Genomic DNA, 13,917 nt, shown 5'->3' with positions numbered 1-13,917 from the left:
GCAAACTAGCAGGGGTACATCGGGATGTCAAGTCGCAACCGGCAGAAAAACGGCCGTTCCGCCCTGGAGCGCAAGCTGCGCCTGCTCCCGAACGCACCGGGCGTCTACCTGCACAAGGACAAGCGCGGCAAGGTCATATACGTGGGCAAGGCGGCGCGGCTGCGCCCGCGCGTCGCCTCCTACTTCCAGCGCTCCGGCGAACACGATCCCAAGACCGAGCAACTCGTCGGGAACATCGCCGACGTGGATTACATCGCGACGGCCAACGAGGCGGAGGCGCTGGTCCTGGAAGACCAGCTGATCAAGGAGTACCGCCCCCGCTACAACATCAGGCTCAAGGACGACAAGCGCTATCCGTACCTGCGCGTGACCTTGCAGGAACCCTATCCCCGCGTGGAGGTGGTGCGACGGATCGTCGACGACGGCGCCCGCTACTTCGGACCCTACACCAATGTCCGCGCCATGCGCGAGACTCTCAAGCACGTCTCGCGCGTCTTCCAGGTTCGCACCTGTCACCTCGATCTGCCCGAGCAGACCGTCCCGCGCCCCTGCCTCGACTGGCAGATCGGGCGGTGCAGCGCCCCCTGCGTCGACTACGACACGCAGGTCGCCTACGGACGCAGGGTCCTCGCGCTGATCCGTTATCTCGCAGGCCAGGAGCGGGGCCTGCTGGACGAACTGCGCGCCGAGATGTCCGCCCTGTCCAGCGCACGACGCTACGAGGAGGCGGCCAAGGTCCGCGACCGGCTCGCCCTGCTGGAAGCCGCCCTCGACGGCGTCGGCCGCGTCTACGGGCTGACCGGAGATCTGGACGCGTGCGGAGTCGTCCGTGACGGGACCACCGGTTGTGGCGTGGTGTTGCGCATCCGGGGGGGGAAGATCATGACGAGCCACCACTTCCTGCTCGAGGATCGGCTCGCCAGCGACACCCCCGCCTTCCTGGCGCAGCTGTGCCGCGAATACTATCCGCGCGCCGGCGATCTGCCGTCCGTCGTGCTGGTATCGCACGTCCTGCCCGACAAGGAGCAGTGGCGCGAGAGGCTGAGCGGTCTGTGCGGGCGGCGCGTGGCGATCGTGAGGCCGCGACGCGGGCCGCGCAAGGAGTCCGTGGACATGGCGCTGGCCAACGCGGCCCACAAGTTGAACGAGCACAGGCTCCGGGACCAGACGCGGGTCCGGCGCGTCGCCCCCGGCCGCGCCCTGGCCCTGCAGGACGCGCTCGACCTGCGCAAGGTGCCGGAAACCATCGAGTGCTTCGACATCTCCAACCTGCAGGGACGGGAAACGGTGGCTTCCCTCGTGTTCTTCAGGGGGGGGCGCCCTCTCAAGTCGCGTTACCGGCGCTTCCGGATCCGCACGGTCCGGGGCGGCGACGACTTCGCTTCCATGCGCGAGGTCCTGACGCGTTATTACCGCCGGCTGCTGGACAAGAAACGCGCGCCGGCCGACCTGGTCGTGGTCGACGGGGGCGCCGGTCAGCTTTCGGCCGCGCGTGAAGCGCTGGCCGCCCTCGGCCTGCACGAAGTGGAGCTGGTGGGACTGGCGAAACGGGAAGAGGTCATCCACCGGGAGCGGGGACTGCCGCCGGTCCGCCTGCCCCGCTCCAGCCCCGCCCTGCATCTGCTGCAGCGGATTCGCGACGAGGCGCACCGCTTCGCCATAACCTACCACCGCCTGTTGCGTTCCCGCGCCGTGACGGACTCGGCCCTGGACCGTATCCCAGGCATCGGCCGGGTCAAGAAGCTGTCGCTCCTGCATCATTTCGATTCGCTGGACGCCATTCGCGCCGCCGGAGCCGAGGAACTCGGCGCCGTCCGGGGTCTTCACCGCGGCGACGTGGAGCGCATCATCGCCTTCTTCGCCCTCGAGCAGGAGCACCATCGATGAGCGGGGGCTGGGACGAGGCCATCGGCGCCTACCTGTCGCACGCCGCCGCCGAGAAGGGGCTGGCCGCCAACAGTCTGGAGGCCTACGCCCATGACCTCCAGGGCTGGCGCGGCTGGGCGGAATCGCACGCCCTGACGGATCCGGCGTCCACCGGGCCGCAGGAATTGCGTGCCTACCTGCTCTCCAGCGCCGACCGCCTGGGATCGCGCTCGCGGGCCAGGCTCGTCTCCACGCTGCGCTCCTTCCATCGTTTCCTCACCGTGGAGGGACTGTCCGAGCACGACCCGACCCTCACCCTGCTCTCGCCTCGGATCGGGCGAAAACTTCCGGTAGTGCTGTCCACTGACCAGATCGGACGCCTGCTCGGCGTTCCCGACCCCGCCCGGCCGGCGGGCTCGCGCGACCGGGCGATTCTCGAGGTGCTGTATGGATGCGGCCTGCGCGTGAGCGAACTGTGCGGCGTGGATCCGCCGGATCTAGATCAGCGTGACGCATCACTGCGCGTGCGCGGCAAGGGCGGCAAGGAGCGCATCATCCCCGTGGGTGCGCCGGCTCTCCGCGCGGTGGGCGACTACCTGGCCGCGGGGCGCCCCCGGCTCCTGGGCAGGCGTACCTCTCCGGCTCTCTTCGTGAACCGGCGCGGCGGCCGTCTTTCCCGTGTCTCGGTGTGGTCCATCGTCAGGAAGGCGTCCCTCGCCGCCGGCGTGGCCGTCGAGGTGACGCCGCACACCATGCGCCATACCTACGCCACGCATCTGCTCGAGGGCGGCGCCGATCTGCGCGTCGTGCAGGAGCTGCTGGGGCACGCGGCCATCACCACCACGGAGATCTACACCCACGTGGACCGCGCCTTCCTGGCCGAGGCCTATCGCAACGCCCATCCCCGGGCCCGCCGTCGCTGAGCTTTGACAGATGTCGGCACCGATGGTAACGTTGGCGCTCGTCGCGCACGCCCTGGACTCGGCTCGAGGCCTCTCACGACTTGCAAAGGAACGTCTCACTTGGCCAAGAAGATCATCCTCAGCGGAAACCGTCCGACCGGCCGCCTGCACTGGGGCAACTACACCGGCGCCCTGGAGAACTGGATCGGGCTCCAGGACCAGTACGACTGCCATTTCATGGTCGCCGACTGGCACGTGCTGACCACAGCCCTGGACAAGGCGGGGGAGATCCGCTCGAACACGCGCGAGATGGTGCTGGACTGGCTGGCCGCCGGCCTGGATCCGGAACGCTCGGTCATCTTCGTCCAGTCCGCCGTGAAGGAGCACGCCGAGCTCTACCTGCTGTTCTGCATGCTCATCTCCCTGGGCCGGCTGGAGCGCAACCCCACCTTCAAGGAGCAGGTGCGCGACCTGAACCTCTCGGGGGAGATCAGCTTCGGACACCTGGGCTATCCGGTGCTGCAGGCCGCAGACATCCTGGCCTACCGGGCCGACGCCGTGCCGGTGGGCGAGGACCAGCTGCCGCATCTGGAGCTGACGCGCGAGATCGCCCGGCGATTCAACCACCACTTCGGCGACTTCTTCCCCGAGCCCGCAGCGCTCGTCACCAGGTTCGGGCGCTTCCCCGGCACCGACGGCAAGCGCATGAGCAAGTCCCTGGGCAACACGGTGGAGCTGGCCGCCTCGGCGGACGAGATCCGCACCTCCCTCAAGACGGCCTTCACCGATCCGCAGCGCCTGCGCCGCAGCGATCCCGGCAACCCCGACGTATGCGCCATCTACACCTATTACACGAAGTTCCTGCCCGAGCAGGCCGACGTGACCGCGCGTGAATGCCGCAGCGCCGCTCGCGGCTGCGTGGACTGCAAGTCGAAGCTGGCCGAGGGCGTCATCACCTATTTCGCGCCCCTGCGGGAGCGCCGCGCCGCCTTCGCCGCCGACAGCGCGCACGTCGACGAGATCATCGCCTCCGGCTGCGAGCGAGCCCGCGCCAAGGCCCGCGACACCATGGCCCGGATACACGACACCATGCAGGTCGGTTGACAAGGAGCCGTCTTGAACGAGTCCGCGAGAGACAACACGCCCGCACCCGCTGCCGACGGCGAACGCGTCATTTCCTGGGAACTGCCGCCCGAGCTGGAGTACTTCCACACCAGCGAGGCCTACGACATCGCCCTGCCCGATTTCCAGGGACCGCTCGATCTGCTGCTCTTTCTGATCCAGAAGGACGAGATCGACATCTACGACATACCGATAGCCGACATCACCGCGCAGTACCTCGGCTATCTCGAGGTCATCACGGCGCTGTCGTTGGACCTGGCCGGCGATTTCATCGTCATGGCCGCCACTCTGGTGCGCATCAAGTCGCGCCTGCTGCTCCCGTCCCAGCCCCACGACGAGGAGCTCGACGACGAGGATCCGCGCGCCGAGCTGGTGCGCCGTCTGCTCGAGTACAAACGATTCAAGGAGATGTCCCGGCACCTGCAGGAACGGGAACGGGAGCGCGGCCGCCTCCACGTGCGCGAGCAGCGCTACCCCTTCCTCGGGGAGAACACCGAACCGCCGGCACTTCGCTTGAACATGTACGAGCTGCTGCTCGCGCTCTCGCAGGTATTCGAACGGGTGACCAAGGAGGCGGTGCACAACGTCACGCGCGAAGTCTACACCGTCACCGAGAAGGTCAAGCTCATCCGGTCGCGCCTGGCCGGCGGGGCCACGCTCCGCTTCGACGAGCTCTTCAAGGACGATCACATCAAGATGGAAGTCGTCGTCACCTTCATGGCCATCCTCGAGCTGGCCAAGCGCGGCGTGCTGCGCATCCTCCAGACCGAGACCAACGGACCCATCTGGGTGAGCGGCGCCGGCAAGCAGGCCGCCGCCGCGTCCGGGGGGGGGGTGGACTCGTGAAGCAGGACCTCGAAGCCCTCTTGTTCGCGACCGACACGCCGCTCACCCCGATCCGCCTCCGGGCCATCTTCGGCGACGGCGACGCCAAGATCCTCCGCGAGGCCGTAGACGAGCTCAACGCCGACTACGAGGCGCAGGGCCGCGCCTTCACCATTGTCGAGTTCGGCGGCGGCTGGCAACTCGCCTCGCGGCCGGAGTACGCCCCTCTGATCCAGAAGCTCTACCGCGGCCGCCGCTACGTCCGCCTGTCCCAGGCGGCCCTCGAGGTGCTGGCCATCATCGCCTATCGGCAGCCGGTCACGCGCATGGAGATCGAGGACATCCGGGGCGTGCAGGTCAGCGGTGTGCTCTCGACCCTGACCGAGCGCAGCCTGATCACCGTCGCCGGCCGCAGCGAGACCGTCGGCAATCCCATCCTCTACGGGACCACCCGCGAGTTTCTCAACTACATGGGTCTGAAGGGTCTCCACCAGTTGCCCGCTCTGCCCGAGCTGGAGGGCATCATCAACGACCGCGAGGAGATCAAGAGGTTCGCCGCGCAAATGGGCGAGGACGTTTCGGACGAGGATTTCGAGACGGTGGCCGTTCATGGCGACGAGATCGTGGTCGTGCGCCACGAGGAAGCCGCGGCGGGCGAGTCGGAGACTGACCCGGCGGTGGACACCGGCCAGGTTGCCCGCGACGACGAGCTGTCGGATGAACCGGCGGTCTGAGCCCGCATTGCCGCGCCTCAACAGATTCCTGGCGCGCGCCGGCCTCGGCTCCCGGCGCGCAGTCGAGAGCTTGATACGCGCGGGGCGCGTCTGCGTGGACGGCGTGGTGATTGCAGAGCTGGGCCGGCGCATCGATCCGACAAGCGACGCGGTAACGGTGGACGGCCGCCCGGTGTCATGGCCCGCGCGGTGGCGGGTCTTCGCCTTCCACAAGCCCGTCGGCGTGATCTCCTCGCTGCGCCCGCAGGGGCGCCAGCCGTGCCTCGACGTCTACGCGGCCCGCCACGGCCTGCCGGACGGCGCGGTCCCCGTGGGGCGCCTTGACGCGGACACCAGCGGCTTGCTCATTTGGACGGACGACGGGGATCTGCACCAGGCGCTCTGCCGTCCCCGCAGCGAGGTCTGGAAGACCTACGAGATCGTGCTGGCCGGACCGCTCGACGAAAGGGCGTTGCCCCTGCTGCGCGAAGGCGGCGTCTGCCTGGACGGACGGCCCTGCCTGCCGGCGAGATTGACGCCCGTGGGGCACGACGGCCGTCGCTGGCGCATGTTCCTGCGCGAGGGGCGCAACCGCCAGGTGAGGCGCATGTTCAGGGCCGTGGGCGCCGAGGTCGAAGCCCTGCACCGCACGGGCGTCGGCGATATCGAATTGGCCGACCTGCCGGTGGGCGAATTCCGCGAACTGGACCGGGACGAAACGGCTTCCCTCATGATCTGCGCCGGTTTGCGGGACTGAGCGCAGCCAGTTAAACAGCAAGGAGGCCTCATGGACTTCAAGCAACTCTTCCGGCCGGGGATCGTCGCCACCCGCCCCTACTCTCCGGGCAAGCCCATCAGCGAAGTGCAGCGCGAACTGGGGCTGGACAGCGTCGTGAAACTGGCCAGCAACGAGAATCCGGAAGGACCGCTGCCGTCCGTGCTGGAAGCCGTGAGCCGTGCCGCCCTCGACCTGAACCGCTACCCCGATGCGGCGTGCTACGAGCTGACGCACGCCGTGGCCGACGATCTGGGAGTCGCTCCCGGAAACCTCATCTTTGGCAACGGCTCGAACGAGGTCATCGACATGTTCATCCGGGCCCTCGTCTCGCCGGGGGAGAACGTGGTGTTCGGCCATCCCAGCTTCATCGTCTATCCGCTGACCTGCGGCGTGCATTTCGAATGCGGCCGGGCCGTTCCCCTGGACGCGGGGGATCGCCACGACCTGCACGCGATGGCGGCGGCCATGGACGACGCCACCAAGCTGGCGATCGTCTGCAATCCCAACAATCCCACCGGCACCTACAACACGGCCGCGGAGTTCGACGCCTTCCTGAACGACGTGCCCGAGCGCGTGATCGTCCTGGTGGACGAGGCCTACTACGAGTACGTCGCCGCCGCGGACTACCCCCAGACGCTGTCCCTGCTGGGGGAGCACCCCAACCTGGTGGTCACCCGCACGTTCTCCAAGATACACTCCCTGGCGGGACTGCGGGTCGGCTATGCGGTGGCCCATCGCGATCTCATCACCGAGCTGCAAAAGACACGCGAGCCTTTCAACGTCAACGCCCTGTCGCAGGCGGCCGCGCTGGCGGTCCTGAAGGAGAAGGAGGCGACCCGGGCGCGCGCCGCCCACAACCGCTTATGGCTGGAGGATCTCGCGCGCGAGCTGACGGGACTGGGGCTGGGGATCACGCCGTCGCAGACCAACTTCATCCTCGTGCGCTGTCCCGGCAACGCCGACGCGCTCACGCGAAAGCTCCTGGCCCGTGGCGTGATCGTGCGACCCATGAACGCCTTCGGGCTGGGCGACGGAGCCATTCGCATCAGCGTGGGGCTGCCCGAGGAGAACCGGCGCTGCATCGGGGCGCTGAGGGAGATACTGGCTTGAGCGGCGAACCACTCAGACGTCCCCCTCGTGGCGCGTCGGCGCGGCTGGTGCCGCCGGACACCGTCATCGCCATCGACGGTCCGGCCGGATCGGGCAAGTCCACGACCGCGCGTGCGCTCGCGGACAAACTAGATCTGCTCTACGTCGACAGCGGCGCCATGTACCGGGCGCTGACCTGGGCCTCTGCCGAGCGCGGTATCGCCGCCGGCGACGCGACAGGTCTCGCCGCGCTGCTCGACGCCGCCGATCTGCGCCTCGAGACCGCGCGCGGCGATACCCAGGTCACCTGGAACGGGCGCGACATCTCCACGGCGATCCGCACTCCCGCCGTGGAATCCCGCGTCTCCGCCGTCTCCGCTCATGCCGAGGTCCGCCGGTGCATGGTCGAACGGCAGCGGGCGCTGGGGCGCGCCCGGGGCGTGGTCATGGAGGGTCGCGACATAGGCTCGGTCGTCTTCCCCCTGGCGTCGGCCAAGATCTTCCTGGAGGCGACGCTCGAGGCGCGCGCCGACCGTCGTCTGCGGCAGCATCATCGCCGGGGCGTCTCGATCGACCGACAAGAGGTGCTGCGCGAATTGGCGGAGCGCGACCGCCTCGATAGCCAGCGGGATGAGAGCCCGCTGGCCGTTTCACCGGACGCCATGTTGATCGACAACAGCGACATGTTGCTCCACGAACAGCTGGAGGTCACGACCGAGGCCGTTCTGCACATACTCGCCGAAAAGCGGCCCCTGCCCGACGACGTCATGCCGAGACGGTCCCGGGTGCACTGGAAGTACCGCCTGGCCTACGCCATCTTCGGCGCGCTGGGCAGATTCTTCGGCCTGCGCGTATACGGCCGCGAGCACGTCAGAGGCGTGCAGGGTTCCATCCTGGCTCCCAACCACATCAGCAGCTGGGACCCTCCGTTCCTGGGGGCTGCGGTGGAAGACGTCTATCCCCTGCGCGCGATCGCCAAGGCGGAGCTCTTCCGCTTCTGGCCCTCGCGCCTGGTGTACCGCTTCATCGATGCCGTGCCCATCAAGAGATCCATCTACGACGCCTCGGCCTTCGACCTGGCGGCCTCGTTCCTCGCGCAGGGCGCGAACATCCTGTTCTTCCCCGAGGGCACGCGTCGCGTCTTCGGTCAGCCGGGGCCGGTGCGCAACGGGCTGGGCATGATCATGCAGCGGACCGGCGCGCCCGCCTTGCCTATCTTCTGCCGCGGCACACTGTCCCCCGAACCCGGCGGCTCGCCCAGGTCGCCCCTCGAGATCTGGATCGCACCGCCGGTGCGGCTCTATGCCCTGGGGGTTCTGCGGACGCGCATGTCAGAGAAGGACGTCAACCGCGCCGTGGCCCGTCTCTTCGAAAACATCTACCGGGAGATGCTGTCGCGCTCCAGCGCCCGCGTCCCCGTCTCGGCCTGGGAGCGCGAAGCCGCCAACCGCCAGCAGGACACCGTCCGCCGCAAGGAGCTGCGCGTTTTCGGCAAGTCGTCGCCGGCGTCCCGCGCGTGACGGCACGTCCTTCCGCTCCACTCCCTTAAATGCTTGCATGCGCCGGGAGGCTGGTGTATATTCTGTCGATGCCCGGCTGCCCAGTCGGGTAAATACGTCTTTTAGGAGGAACCACAAATGAATCCCAACCCCAACACGGGGGATGAAGCTCCGCTGGAGCGGACTCCTTCAGTCCCCGAGAACCGACTGCATCACGCCAAGTCTGCGCGGGATACCTACGACAACGACGGTTATGAAGCGACCGGTCCTGTCGCGCCCAAGCTGACCACCACCTTCGACGAGACCGCGATCGTCAACCGCGACTACGCCGAGGACGAGATGCTGGACGACGACGCCATGCTGGCGCTGCTGAACCAGTACGAGGAGACTCTCAACGAGATCCAGGAGGGGCAGATCCTCAAGGGTATCGTGGTGGAGGTCCGCGAGAACGAGGTCCTGCTCAACATCGGCTTCAAGAGCGAGGGCATCATCGCTCTCGACGAATTCGGCGCGACGGAGATCAACGAGGGCGACGAGTTCGACGTCTTCCTGGAGCATCTGGAGGACCAGGACGGTCTGGTGGTCCTGTCCAAGGAACGCGCCGACTTCCTGAAGGTCTGGGACAAGATCAAGATAGCCCACGAGGCCGGCGACGTGGTCAAGGGCATCGTCGACCGCCGCATCAAGGGCGGCCTGGTCGTAAAGCTCTGGGAAGTCGACACTTTCCTGCCCGGCTCGCAGGTCGCGCTGCGCCAGGTCCCCGATCTGGACCAGATGATCGGCCAGGAGATCGAGTGCCAGATCATCAAGAAGAACAAGCGCCGCCGCAACGTGGTGGTCAGCCGCCGCATCGTGCTCGAGCGCGAGCGCGAGGAGAAGAAGAAGACGCTGATGCGGGATCTCGACAAGGACCAGGTGCGCACCGGCGTGGTGAAGAACATCACCGACTTCGGCGCCTTCGTGGACCTGGGCGGCATCGACGGGCTGCTGCACATCACGGACCTTTCCTGGGGCCGCGTGAAGCATCCGAGCGAGGTCGTCAACATCGGCGACGAGATCGAGGTCAAGATCCTTGACTTCGACCGCGAACGCGAACGGATCTCCCTGGGTCTGAAACAGCTCCAGTCCTACCCCTGGGAGAACGTCGAGGCGAAGTATCCGGAGAAGTCCGTCGTGCAGGGCAAGGTCGTCTCGATCACCAATTACGGCGCCTTCGTGGAGCTGGAAGAGGGCATCGAGGGGCTCATCCACATCAGCGAGATGTCCTGGACGCGCCATATCAAGCATCCGAGCAAGATCCTGTCCATCGGCGACGTCGTCGAGGTCATGGTCCTGAAGATAGACAAGGACAACGAGAAGATCTCGCTCGGACTCAAGCAGACCGAGTCGGATCCCTGGCTGTCCCTGAGCGACCGCTTCCCCGTCGGCACCATCATCGAGGGCCGCGTGCGCAACCTCACGGACTTCGGCGCCTTCGTCGAGGTGGAGGAGGGCATCGACGGCCTGGTGCACATCTCGGACATGTCGTGGACCAAGCGCGTACGCCATCCCAAGGAGATCGTACGCAAGGGCGATTCGGTACACGTCCAGATCCTGGACATCGACGCCGACAAGCGGCGCATCAGCCTCGGCATCAAGCAGCTCCAGGAGAACCCCTGGCCGACGCTCGCCGAGGACTACCCCGTGGGGCGCCAGGTCGAGGGCAAGGTCATCCGCATGCTGGACCATGGCATGGTCGTGGAGATCTCCAACGAGCTGGAAGGCTTCGTGCCCGTCGGCCACCTGGTGATCCCCAAGATCCAGAAGCCGCAGTATCACTTCAAGGAGGGGGAGGCCCTGCCCTTGCACGTGATCAAGATGGACGCGGAGAACCGCCGTATCGTCCTGTCGGTGGCCGAGTACTTCAAGGACCAGCCGCGCGAGGAGCTGGACAAGTTCGTCGCCGAACATCCGCTGCTCGAGGACGTCGTGGCGGCCGAACGCGCGGCCGAGAAGGAAGACAACGCCGCAGCCCGCGCCAACGCCGAGCATGGTGACGACGATTACCCCGCGTCTATCGACGACGACTACCTGTCCGTGGACGACGTGCCCGAGGTGGCGGCCCTCGCACTCGAGGCGCAAGCGACCGAGGAGACGGAGACCGAGGAAGCATCGGCCGCGGTCGCTCCGACCGAGGAGACGGAGACCGCTCCGACCGAGGAGACGGAGACCGAGGAAGCATCGACCGCGGCCGCGCCGGCCGAGGAGATGTCGATCGAGGCGGTAGCGGCCGAGGAGACGCCGACCGATCGGCCCGTCGAGGTGGCGGCAGAGGAAAACGCGACCACCGAGGACGAGAAACAGGATTCCTAGTTCCCTCGCGGAACCGGGTCGTCCCTGAACTGCGGGGGTGGAAGCCGATTCCACCCCCGCCGTGTGTCCCGGACCGGATGTGATGACGAACGAGAACACACGAACCGTGCGCATAGCCTTCCAGACCCTGGGCTGTCGTCTGAACCAGTACGACACGGAGGTCATGAAGGCGCGCTTGCCATCCGGGCTGCACTACGTAACCGTGCCCTGGGACGCGGACGCTGATGTCTACGTGCTGAACAGCTGCACGGTCACCCTCAAGGCCGATCAGAAGTGCCGTCAGCTCTCGCGCGCCGTGAAACGGCGCCGGCCCGACGCCAAGGTGGTCGTGACCGGCTGCTACGCCCAGACCCAGCACGCCGCCCTGGCCGCCATGCCCGAGCTCGACGGCGTATTCGGGCTCGACGAACGCGAGGACATCGCCGAATGGCTGCCGCGTCTGCTCGCGGCCGACGCGCGCCTGATCGAGGTGGCGGACTTCCAGCCTCACGCCGTCTTCCGGTCCCACGACATCACCGACTTCGACGGCCGCACCCGCGCCTTCGTCAAGGTCCAGGACGGCTGCGATCTGAACTGCAGCTATTGCCTGATCCAGCGGGCCCGGGGGCCGAACCGGTCCCGGCCCGTCGCCGAAATCTGCCGCCAGATCGAGGTGCTGCGCGGCAGCGGCTTCGGCGAAATCGTCCTGGCGGGCGTGCATCTCGGCGGCTACGGCCAGGATCTGGAACTGGGCAAGGCGCTCGTGACGATGCTCGCGCAGGTTCTGCAGCGCTTTCCGTCCATGCGTTTCCGCCTGAGCAGCATCCACCCGACGGAGATTCGCCCGCCCCTGCTGGAACTCTTCGAGACATGCACGAACCTGAGACCGTATCTTCATATCTCGCTCCAGAGTGGCTCAGACACGGTTCTGCGCCGGATGCGTCGGCCGTACGACGTGGCCAGCGCCGGCCGGGCGATCGAGGCGGCCGCGGGGCTTTCGCCCCATTTCGGCATCGGCGCGGACGTGATCGTGGGCTTCCCGGGCGAAACGGACGACGAATTCGCCGCCACGCGCAGCTTTATCGAACGGTCGGCCCTATCTTATCTGCACGTGTTCCGCTTTTCGCCGCGTCCGGGCACGCCGGCGGCCGAGATGCGGCCCGTCCACACGGAGACCGTCACCGAGCGCTCGCGTGTCCTGAGGGGCTTGAGCCGCCGCAAGCGCCGCGCGTTCGAGACGCGATTGATCGGCCACTGGCACGAAGCCACGGTGGAGACCGACCGACCGGCGCCGGATCGGCGTCAGGCCACCACCGGCAACTACGCTGCCGTGTCGGTTCCCGACACCTGGGAGCCAGGCGCCATGGTCGTCCTGAAACCGGCCGGCTTCCGCGACGACACCCTGTACGCCGACGAGGTGGCGCCGGCGCCCGGCGACTGAGTACACGGAGCAGACATGTCCTCTTCGGAAGCCGCGAGCCGCAGGGTCTACATCGAGACCTACGGGTGTCAGATGAACACCTACGACTCGTCCGCCATCGGCGGCATCCTGACGCGCAGCGGCTATGCCTTGGCCAGCGACCCGGCCGCGGCCGACATCATCCTTCTCAATACCTGCTCGGTCCGGGAACTGGCCGAGCACAAGGTCTTCAGCCGCATCGGCGAGCTGCGCAGCCTGCGGCGCCGTGGGCAGATCCGGGCCGACATCATCGGCGTCTGCGGTTGCATGGCCGAGCGTCTCTCCGGCGCGCTGGCCACGGGAGAGGGGCACGCGGATCTCGTGGCGGGCGTCGACCAGTACGCCCAGCTGCCCCGGATGCTGGCGCGGCTCCTGTCGGGCGCCGCCCGCACCCCGCCGCTGGCCACGGGCCATCTCGCGGAAATGCACTACGTGGCTCCGCCGGCGGCCTATCCCGCCAACAACTCTCACCTGGTGACCATCCACAAGGGCTGCGACTACCGCTGCACCTACTGCATCGTCCCGGCCACGCGCGGTCCCCAGCGCGAGAAGGCTCCATCCGCCATCCTGGACGAGATCCGCGGCATCGTCGCGGCGGGAGGGGACGAGGTCACCCTGCTCGGCCAGAACGTCACCGCCTATCGGGCGCCCGGTCTGGATTTCGCCGGCCTGCTGCGCCAGGTGGCCGGGATCGACGGCCTGGCGCGCATCCGATTCCTGACGGGGCACCCCTGCGACATGGACGAGCGGTTGATCGGCACGATCGGCTCGCTGGACAAGGTCTGCCCCTGGCTGCACCTGCCGGCGCAGAGCGGCAGCGACCGCATCCTGCGGCGCATGAAGCGCTTCTACACCCGCGACCAGTACCTCTCCCTGATCGAGACGGCGCGACGTCTGGTCCGGGACGCGACCTTTTCGGGCGATTTCATCGTGGGCTTCCCGGGGGAAACCGACGACGATTTCCGACTGACGCTTGAGTTGGTGAGGGAGGTCCGCTACGATCAGACCTTCAACTTCAAGTACTCGGCGCGGCCGGGGACCCCCGCGGCCAGGCTGGATGACGATGTCGACATCGCGGTCAAGAAGGAACGCCTGGCCGAGGTGATGCGTCTCCAGGACGAGATCTGGCAGGAACTCGCCGCGCAGGAGATCGGGCACTGCAGAAGAGCAGCCGTGGAGGGGAGAGCCCGCCGGCCGGAGGGGGCGCTGAAGGCACGAACGCCGAACAACCGCAAGGTACTGTTGAAGGACTGCAACGCCGCCGTCGGCGACGTGCTCGACATCCGCATCACCGGTTGCGAGGCGACGACCTTTTTCGCCGAATTGGCTTGAA

11 protein-coding genes are annotated in these 13,917 nt (G+C 67.4%); all 11 read left to right on the top strand.

Features of this window, described 5'->3' with window-relative positions; translation table 11 throughout:
- Positions 1-24 precede the first annotated feature (24 nt).
- The 11 genes from uvrC (at position 25) to miaB (ending at position 13,916) form a co-directional block, all read left to right on the top strand.
- Complete coding sequence (gene uvrC, locus KJ554_13665) at positions 25-1,887, top strand: excinuclease ABC subunit UvrC (GenBank protein MBU0743375.1); 1,863 nt, start codon at positions 25-27, stop codon at positions 1,885-1,887.
- Positions 1,884-2,789, top strand: coding sequence for a site-specific tyrosine recombinase XerD (locus KJ554_13660; protein ID MBU0743374.1), 906 nt, complete (start codon positions 1,884-1,886; stop codon positions 2,787-2,789). The genes uvrC and KJ554_13660 overlap by 4 nt, the downstream gene beginning before the upstream one ends.
- A gap of 99 nt (positions 2,790-2,888) precedes the next feature.
- Entirely contained in the window at positions 2,889-3,872 is a 984-nt protein-coding gene (gene trpS, locus KJ554_13655) for a tryptophan--tRNA ligase (GenBank protein MBU0743373.1), read from the top strand.
- A 12-nt stretch (positions 3,873-3,884) separates the two neighbouring features.
- Positions 3,885-4,736, top strand: a complete 852-nt coding sequence (locus KJ554_13650) for a segregation/condensation protein A (protein ID MBU0743372.1) — start codon at positions 3,885-3,887, stop codon at positions 4,734-4,736.
- The gene (gene scpB / locus KJ554_13645; GenBank protein ID MBU0743371.1) at positions 4,733-5,449 is read left to right on the top strand and encodes an SMC-Scp complex subunit ScpB; all 717 of its coding nucleotides are present in this window, start codon (positions 4,733-4,735) and stop codon (positions 5,447-5,449) included. The genes KJ554_13650 and scpB overlap by 4 nt, the downstream gene beginning before the upstream one ends.
- Positions 5,433-6,185, top strand: coding sequence for an rRNA pseudouridine synthase (locus tag KJ554_13640; protein MBU0743370.1), 753 nt, complete (start codon positions 5,433-5,435; stop codon positions 6,183-6,185). The genes scpB and KJ554_13640 overlap by 17 nt, the downstream gene beginning before the upstream one ends.
- A 30-nt stretch (positions 6,186-6,215) precedes the next feature.
- A complete protein-coding gene (locus tag KJ554_13635; protein MBU0743369.1) occupies positions 6,216-7,316 on the top strand; it encodes a histidinol-phosphate transaminase in 1,101 nt (366 codons plus the stop codon).
- Positions 7,313-8,815, top strand: a complete 1,503-nt coding sequence (cmk, locus tag KJ554_13630; GenBank protein MBU0743368.1) for a (d)CMP kinase — start codon at positions 7,313-7,315, stop codon at positions 8,813-8,815. The genes KJ554_13635 and cmk overlap by 4 nt, the downstream gene beginning before the upstream one ends.
- Positions 8,816-9,133: 318 nt before the next feature.
- Positions 9,134-11,146 (top strand): 30S ribosomal protein S1, encoded by a 2,013-nt coding sequence (locus KJ554_13625; GenBank protein MBU0743367.1) that lies wholly within the window; start codon positions 9,134-9,136, stop codon positions 11,144-11,146.
- Positions 11,147-11,228: 82 nt separating this feature from the next.
- The gene (gene mtaB, locus KJ554_13620) at positions 11,229-12,566 is read left to right on the top strand and encodes a tRNA (N(6)-L-threonylcarbamoyladenosine(37)-C(2))-methylthiotransferase MtaB (protein MBU0743366.1); all 1,338 of its coding nucleotides are present in this window, start codon (positions 11,229-11,231) and stop codon (positions 12,564-12,566) included.
- A 15-nt stretch (positions 12,567-12,581) separates the two neighbouring features.
- Complete coding sequence (gene miaB, locus KJ554_13615) at positions 12,582-13,916, top strand: tRNA (N6-isopentenyl adenosine(37)-C2)-methylthiotransferase MiaB (GenBank protein ID MBU0743365.1); 1,335 nt, start codon at positions 12,582-12,584, stop codon at positions 13,914-13,916.
- Position 13,917 lies beyond the last annotated feature (1 nt).

The organism is bacterium, from assembly GCA_018814885.1.
Lineage (GTDB): Bacteria > Krumholzibacteriota > Krumholzibacteriia > LZORAL124-64-63 > LZORAL124-64-63 > JAHIYU01.
The sequence above is the reverse complement of the archived record's forward strand: the minus strand, read 5'-3'. Positions and strand labels throughout refer to the sequence as shown.

Bases quoted from the DNA above. Each gene is read 5' to 3' on its own strand.
- uvrC (MBU0743375.1), top strand. From the start codon at position 25: ATGTCAAGTCGCAACCGGCAGAAAAACGGCCGTTCCGCCCTGGAGCGC.
- KJ554_13635 (MBU0743369.1), top strand. From the start codon at position 6,216: ATGGACTTCAAGCAACTCTTCCGGCCGGGGATCGTCGCCACCCGCCCC.
- KJ554_13660 (MBU0743374.1), top strand. From the start codon at position 1,884: ATGAGCGGGGGCTGGGACGAGGCCATCGGCGCCTACCTGTCGCACGCC.
- KJ554_13640 (MBU0743370.1), top strand. From the start codon at position 5,433: ATGAACCGGCGGTCTGAGCCCGCATTGCCGCGCCTCAACAGATTCCTG.
- miaB (MBU0743365.1), top strand. From the start codon at position 12,582: ATGTCCTCTTCGGAAGCCGCGAGCCGCAGGGTCTACATCGAGACCTAC.
- KJ554_13625 (MBU0743367.1), top strand. From the start codon at position 9,134: ATGCTGGACGACGACGCCATGCTGGCGCTGCTGAACCAGTACGAGGAG.
- mtaB (MBU0743366.1), top strand. From the start codon at position 11,229: ATGACGAACGAGAACACACGAACCGTGCGCATAGCCTTCCAGACCCTG.